Origin of the sequence: Maribacter sp. (genome assembly GCF_049667165.1) — a bacterium.
Classification (GTDB): domain Bacteria; phylum Bacteroidota; class Bacteroidia; order Flavobacteriales; family Flavobacteriaceae; genus Maribacter_A.
Window position 1 is genome coordinate 1 of record NZ_JBATHS010000200.1, and the last position, 8,307, is coordinate 8,307.

The 8,307-nt window shown below is 40.4% G+C and carries 2 protein-coding genes and 1 pseudogene; all 3 read left to right on the forward strand.

The annotated features are described in order from the left end of the window. The first annotated feature begins 269 nt into the window (after positions 1-269). The 3 genes and pseudogenes from WBM98_RS10135 to WBM98_RS10145 all read left to right on the forward strand — a co-directional run bounded on the left by WBM98_RS10135 (position 270) and on the right by WBM98_RS10145 (position 8,181). Positions 270-689 (forward strand): annotated as a pseudogene (locus WBM98_RS10135) (type II 3-dehydroquinate dehydratase). A 435-nt stretch (positions 690-1,124) separates the two neighbouring features. Continuing rightward, positions 1,125-6,167: a S8 family serine peptidase gene (locus tag WBM98_RS10140; protein ID WP_424365907.1), complete on the forward strand. Its 5,043-nt coding sequence runs from the start codon at positions 1,125-1,127 to the stop codon at positions 6,165-6,167. 16 nt (positions 6,168-6,183) lie between these two features. Further along, positions 6,184-8,181 carry an adenylate/guanylate cyclase domain-containing protein gene (locus WBM98_RS10145; RefSeq protein WP_424365908.1) on the forward strand — a complete coding sequence of 666 codons (1,998 nt, stop codon included), beginning with the start codon at positions 6,184-6,186 and terminating at the stop codon, positions 8,179-8,181. Positions 8,182-8,307 lie beyond the last annotated feature (126 nt).

An 8,307-nucleotide genomic window follows, 5' to 3' on the forward strand; every position in this document is an offset into this window, starting at 1 on the left:
CCCTAAGAGGCTATGAGGCCGCCGTACTATTGAAGGCCCATGGGTATACCAATGTAAAGGTTTTGGAAGGTGGTCTCGCGGCTTGGCCTTTTCACAAGGAAAAATAAAATGGATAAAACTATAGGGGAGTGGAAAAGCTTCCCTTTTTTTATGCCCAGCAATTCCCTATTTTCATCAATAGATGTAGGTTGTTGGCTGTGGGGGTTATATGATTCAAGTGAATTTTAAATGAACCCATTCAGTGTAAATGACCGTTCAAAAACCAGTAAATGAAAATGCTTGTTATTAATGGCCCAAACCTTAACCTTTTAGGGAAAAGAGAACCGGAAGTTTAGGGAAACAACACTTTTGAAGCCTATTTTGAACAAATAAAAGCCATGTTCAAAAATGTTCAGTTGGAATAGTATCAATCGAACAAAGAGGGGGAACTTATTGATAAAATACAGGAGGTAGGATATTCCTATGACGTTATTATCATAAACGCCGGGGCCTACACCCATACTTCCATTGGCATTGGTGATGCCATAAAAGGAGTTACTACAGCGGTTGTTGAAGTGCATATTTCAAATGCCTTTGGTTGGGAAGACTTTAGGCACGTTTCTTATATCTCACCATTGGCAAAAGGCGTTATTCTAGGCTTTGGTTTACATAGTTATGATGTGGCGATTCAGAATTTTCTTGAGATTTAAAATAAAGTCTTAGACGTTGCCTGGTCGAGAAAAACTTACAAAAAAGGCGTAATATTATACGAAAACGCCTACATTCTTCCCCCATTACCTCGTAATTTTAGAGATTCATCAAAAAATTAGATTTATTATCAGTAAATTTAATTAGTATTGATTCTCCCCGAATTTTTAGGAACAGATTTAATTCATTGAAAGTCGCTCTTTAATAGCCAATTGTTATTTGCGGTTTTTGAATGAATAATCATCTGATTTTACTTATGTTAAGTCACTCCCCCCGCTGACTTTTTATGATTAGAATATTAAAAAAGCACCCTTGTATCAATTGATGATAGAAATATCATTGTACTACAGTATCGAAAGCAATTTACGATGAAGGCTAAAATGGTTGCGACACAACCATTTTAACAAAATTAAAGAGAAACTAACTAACTGAAGGTTATGAAACACAACTACTATGTAAGTAATCGGACCCATAGCCCAATACAAACTACAAATAGTGCCAACTGGCGATTGCATTTAGCAATGCTATTTTCTCTATTTTTTATACTAGTTGGGTATGCCCAAAAAGGAAAAGGAAAAGGAGGTCCCAAAGGGAATAACCAAGATATTTCCCTTTCTATCTGTGTCCAGGAAATGGAAAATGGGCTGACTAAAGCGTGGTTTGGGTATACCAACCCCAATGACAATGAAATTATTCTTCCTGAAGGGGATAGTTATGTCTATTTAAGCGATAAAATAGACGACAGTGAATACCAAGGAGTGGAAAAATTTAATGTCCTAAATACCTTTGAACCAGGTACGGTGGAAAAGGCTTTTTCAGTTGTATTTAATGGAAATGGGCACGCCAAATGGACTATAGTTCAAAACGGGAATTCAGAGACCAAAATTAGAGCTGCTGCAGATTCTCCTGTATGTGAGGAAGCCTGTATAGTTTGTCCTGTATACGGGGGCGTAGGAAAAATATATACCCCAATTGGATCTGAGTTAACTGCTTTGGGCACGAATACTGCCGGGGATTTACCTTCGGAATTAATTTTCCAACTCAACACAGAGGAGGAGGTGCTCATAGAAATCGTACCGGCAAGCGGTAATATACAGGCTGTGTTAGATCTGCTCCAGCTTGCTGAACCAACAGGTTTTGGAAGAACTTTGTCCCACTTTATTGTAGACCCAGCCATTATCGAAGCTAAATATGCGACCATTGATGTATATTTTCCCATCAATAGGTTATTGGAATTGAATGATTATGGAGATGGTACCATTGATACTATAATCAATTTTGCAAGACCTTTATATCTACCAAGTCTTGCTGCAGGTACCGTTGACTCACAGGGAGATGCAGCTATGTTGACAAATGATGTGCGCGAATCTTTTAGTGCTGGCAGGGAGGAAGATGGGAGCCGCATACCGGTAGATGGTCGTGGAATAAAAATAGGGGTCATTTCGGATAGTTATGACAAAGTTAACCCAGGAGAAGCCGATTTAGATGTCGACCAAAGTGATTTGCCAGGGTTAGAAAATGACGAAGGAAATTTAACCCCGGTAGATATTATAAAAGACTTACCTGGTAAGGGTTCAGACGAAGGTCGCGCCATGATGCAAATCATACACGATGTGGCACCTGGGGCCAAGCTTGGATTCTATACAGGAGTCTTGTCTCCGCGAGATTTGGCATTAGGTATTGAAATTATGTCCAATGATGACTATATGATCATAACCGACGACGTTACCTACCCTCTGGAACCATTTTTTGGAGATGGAGAAATTGCAGAGGCAATCAAGGATTTTACAGATAAACCCGGCAGGGCCTATGTAACCTCTTCAGGAAATTTCGCCGACAATGCGCAGCAAGGCGTTTTTACGAACTCAAGTTCCTCCGTTGTGCCAGATTTTCTCGTCGCAGGTACAGTTGCCCACGTTTTTGGAACCAACCCTGACGGCAGCCAGGATATTAGTAATAAAATTAGTTTAGAGCCAGGTACTTACATGTTTGTTCTGCAATGGGATGAACCTCAGGCATCTCAGAATTTTAATAATACCACTCCTACTGATCTGGACATTTATTTGATTACGGATACTGGTGAAAAAATAGTGGATACCAATCGCGATAACGAATTGGGAGATTCAGTTGAGGCCATGCTATTTCAGGCTACCACCAACGCTACTGCCAATATAATGATCACAAGTGCCAACGGGCCGGCTCCGGCTAATTTAGCCTTTCGATATATTGTCTTTAAGTCTAATGGTCTAGAGTATTTGGAGTATGAAGTTGGGGCCCCAACCGTCAGCGGACACGCGATGACAGATGCTGCTGTAACCGTAGGGGCCGTATTCCACGGACTAGCGCAGAATCCATCACCGGAGGCTTTCTCTTCCTATGCCGGTGTACTCTCAAACAATGTGGCACTTAAGGTTGACATTTCTGCCCCAGATGGGGTGGACATAAATAACATCACCAATTTTGGTACCGATACTGATGGTAATGGGTTTAACAACTTCTTTGGCACCTCAGCCGCTGCACCTCATGCTGCTGCGACCTTTGGTTTATTGATGTCGGCCATACCAACGTGGTATCCAGGTGGTTTGCCGCAAGACTTGATAGCTGATTTAGGCTTGGTGGTAGAGGACACTTCCAATGTACTGGGAGACCAGGCCCTGGCATTATTGAAAAGTGCAGCCATACCATCGGGCATCCCCGAACAGTCCGGAATAGGGCTTATAAATGCTGTTGCGGCACTGCAAAAAATAGCTAGACAGACTGCCATATTAACGAAGATTGAAGTGCCAGAAGAAAAAAAGGACAGCCTCAGTATAGTGCCTGTGCAGGTAACGCTGATCGGAAAGTATATTCCAGAAGAGCCCAAAGTATTCCTAGGCGAGGGCGACAGTCAAATAGAATTGGAAATAATTTCGAGTGACGACACAGAAATCGTAGTTATGGTACCTCCCTTTGTCGGGAACCCTAATGCCTTGATCAATACCATTAGTATCACCGATACTGGTGATGATGGTGGCAACTCCAACCCCTTACCCATTATTGAAGACGGAAGAATTGCTGTGAAGATATATGCAGATACTTTAGCTATAGAATATGGACAATCCTATCAATTTAGCTATACTGCAGATGGGCTTCCGGAGGGAATTGAATTTGGTGATGAACTCCCGCCAATTAAATTGGCATCCCCTGCAGACGCTCGTGCTCCCTTTCCAGACGTAACGAATTATACCATTACCCCCGAATTTGATATGACATACGCCACCGCAGAGCAACTTGCAAATTTGGATGGGTACCTGATAAACTTCGTGAACGGACTCTTACGCGTCACCAAAAAAGATTTGGCCATCACTCCAGAATCCCAAGAGATTACCTATGGAGATGCGGTGAATGTACAATTGAATTATGATTTCATAAACGATGGTATAGAAGATGGGGACCTTTTTCTACAAACCATTATAAATGCGCATAATGATGACTTCTTTGAAGAGAATACGCTGATTTTGATAAACAAAAGCAGGGCAGTTATAAATCAAGAACAAATTTTGGATTTATTGAATGGTGGAAGTTGGTTTGCCAGTGAAAGAGTTATCCAAAATAAATCAAGGGCGGTTATTAATAGTGAGACAAGTAAAATGAATTTACTCGATTTGGATGAGCAAAATTTCATTAATTATTTTGATATAGAGCCCATTGGCAATAAGTCAAGAGCAGTCATAAATAAATCGAGGGCCGTAATAAATGGTCAAGATCTTTTAAATGACCAGATTGAGTTATATGATCCAATTAGCAATAAATCTAGGGCTGTGATAAATGGAACTGGAATCTTAAACCAAAATGGATTTGAAGATTTTGCTTCTATATTCGCCGTAGTGGATTTTGAAGACGGCACCCCTGAAGGAGAAGAAGAACGAACTGTTGATAAGGTCTATGCTGCCAACCTGTTAACAGGCCTTGATGTTAACGTAGGGGAAGAACCCTCATTGATTTTTCCAGGGGCTTTCCTTTCCAACCTTTCAAATAACTTTAGTATTGAATACGGCTCTGCCAATATCACGGTAAGCCCGGCTACTTTAACGGCTGCTATTGAAGATCTGGAAATTATCTACGGCACCACCCTTACCATTGAGGATATCAACGCGATTATTGATGGATATGTGTATGAAGAAACGTCAGAAACCGTTTTCCCAGATGGAATCCCCTTTTATTTTGTGGATGTTATGGATAGTGGCCAGGAGTTTGAACTTGGAGAGCTTCTTAATGTTGGCACCTATGAAATTAGAATCAAGGCGCCACAAAATTATAGTGTCGAATATGAACGTGTTGGGTCACTAGAGATTTTCAAGAAGACCCTGACCTTTAGTGCCGACCCCATGGAAATTAATTATGGTCAAATACTAACTTCTGATGATATCATCTCGGTTATTGACGGCTATGCATATGATGAGACTTCAGAAAGTGTTTTTCCAATTGGAATCCCCTATTATTTTGTAGATGCGGAAAATAATGAGTTTGAAGTTGGAGCACAGTTCGAATTGGGTAGTTACTTTATTAGAATCAGGGAACCGCATAGTTATGTCATTGAATATGGAAATTTGAGCACATTGTCAGTAATTGAGGCCAGGCTCACTGCAGAAATAGGAGATCTAGTGATTGATCAAGGAGCAACCATTGATACCGCTGCCATAACAGCTAGCATTACGGGGTATGTGTATAACGAGACGGAGGAAGAGGTATTCCCTATGGGTCTCCAATACAGTATAGAAGATGTGGAGGGCAATCCGTATACACCAGGAGCCACTGGGGTCTATTTCATCAAGATCATGGAACCACAGAATTATGTGATTGAATACAACCGTATCGGGACCGTCTATATTAACCCGATCAATAACCTTCGTAAGATTCGCACCTACACGGATTGCGTGGAAGATAATCCTGGAGACCCAGACGGCTTGTTTTATATTGCCCATTTCAGGTATGTGAACCCGAACGATGAGGCCATTTATATATTGGTAGGGCCAGAAAATCGATTGACAGGTCCGGCACAAAACAGTGGGGAACTGCCCATTAAATTTTTACCCGGCGAGCACACTTTTGAAATTCGTTTTGATGGAACTACCCTAAAATGGGAACTTACCAGCATGGATAGTAATCATAAAAGTTCAACTACCTCCAGGGTCAATTCAAAATCAAACAAATGTGATTCTAACAATACCACCAATGACAGTGGGATCTCATCTTACATTTTGTACCCCAACCCTGTGAACGGTATTTTGTATATTGAACAGGATATTTCGGCGATGGTCACTCTGGATGTCTTTGATTTATATGGTATGCTAATTACATCGCTTAGCAATACAACGCTAGACGGTACGATTGCTCCCACCACGCACTCAATAGACATGAGTGGCCTTAAGGAGGGAATGTATTTTATCCGTTTAAGCAATAATGATGACGTACAAGTATTTAGTGTGGTAAAAGAGTAGTAATAATGGAATGCCTATGATCGACTATAAAAAAAGAACCTACATTTTGATGGTGACATCGCTGTTATTATTGGTATCAGGTTCCTTATGGGGTCAAAACACCCGAATCGATAGTTTAAAGAATAGTGTACAAACAAGGCTTCAAGACACCACAAAGGTCGATGCCTTGAATACATTAAGTCTTGAATTGATTCAAATCGACGAATTGGACCAGGCCAAGACCTATGCCGATCAGGCCATTACCCTTGCTGATGCATTAGGGTTTAAAAAAGGTAAAGCCTATGCTCTTAAGCATAAAGGAATAGCCGAGTATTATCAAGGCAAGTATAAAGAGGTTCTGGAGAATTGGACCCAATCTATGCAGACTTTTGAGGCCATTCAAGACACCTTGGGGATTGCCAATTTGTCCAGTAACTTAGGGGGGGTCTATTACGATCAAGGTAGTCTTGCTAAAGCCTTAGATTACTATTTAAAGTCCCTTAGTCTCTCAGAAAAGTTACAAGACCCAGTAAGAGTTACCACTGCCTTGCTTAATATCGGATCAGTTTTCAGCCAAACTAATGACTACGACAAGGCTTTAGACTATTACAAACAAGTTGAACCCTATTTAGCAGATTTAAATAGCATACAACTTCAATCTGCCTATTTATGGGGTTTGGGGGAGGTCTATAGTAAAAAAAATGACCATGAAAATGCATTAAAATATTATAAAGAAGCTTTAATAATCAATAAGGACACGCCGGATTACGCCCATATTCTGACGAGCATTGGAAAAGAAGAACGCCAAATAGGGAATGTACAGAAAGCCATTGAATTTTTTCACATGGCGTATCAAACGGCCAAGGATTCCAACCAGCCATTAGATCAAGTTCGGACACTTTTGGCGTTGGGCAATACCTATAAAAATAGCAATCCAAAAAAGGCCCTTGAGGTATATAAAACTGCAGAGCATCTGGCGATTGAGATAGAGACCAATGAAGAGCTTAGGGATATTTATCAAGGAATGGCTTTAGCTTATGATGCTGCGGGGGATTATAAAAATGCTTATGCCTACCAGAATAAATACCTGGAATTAAAAGATTCTATTTTCAATATTAAAACTGATGATAAGATCCGTGGACTGCAGTTTGATTTTGAACTGGATAAGAAACAGGATGAAATTGGGCTTTTGGAAAAAGAAGCGGTTATCACTGAATTACAGGCAAAAAGGCAAAAATATGTAATCTATGGCACGGTAGCTTCGTTGGTGGTGCTTTTTGTCCTGGCCATGGGTGCCTTAAATAGATACCGGTATATTAAGAAAACCAATAAGATCATTGAAAACGAGAAAAACCGTTCTGAGAATTTGTTGCGGAATATACTTCCGGATGAAACTGCCCTGGAACTAAAGGAACACGGAAAGGTGCAAGCCAAGAAATTTGAATCGGTAACTGTTATGTTTACCGATTTCAAAGGGTTTACCCGTTACTCAGAGTCCTTGTCACCGGAAGAGCTGGTGCAGGCAGTGGATTACTTCTTCTCTAAATTCGATGCGGTTATGGATAAATATGGTCTGGAAAAAATAAAAACAATCGGGGATGCCTATATGTGCGCCGGTGGCTTGCCTTTTCCTACAGAAGACCATCACCTTAAAATGGTACAAGCTGGTTTCGAAATAGCCCAAATTATGGAAGATGCCAAAAAAAATACCACAGGTGGTATAATGAATATTGATATTCGAATTGGAATTAATACAGGCCCTGTAGTAGCTGGGGTTGTAGGGACCAGAAAGTTCGCTTACGATATATGGGGAGATGCCGTAAATGTTGCTTCCCGTATGGAATCTATGTCAGAGCCAGGTAAAGTAAACGTTTCAGAAAGCACCTATCTGTTGATCAAGGACACTTACAAATGTGAGCATAGGGGACAGATACATGTAAAAAATAAAGGAATGATGGACATGTATTTTGTACATGGATTAAAGAACAAAGAACAGAGTGAAAATCAAAGTGTAATTGCGATTAATGCAGAATGATTAGTCCAATTGAAATTTAGCGTGGAATAAGCAATAATTATTGATAATGCGGGTATTCGACCAAGCTCAAAATTAAAACTTAAAAAGGGTTGCCAACTGGCAACCCTTTTTAAGTTTTAATTTTGA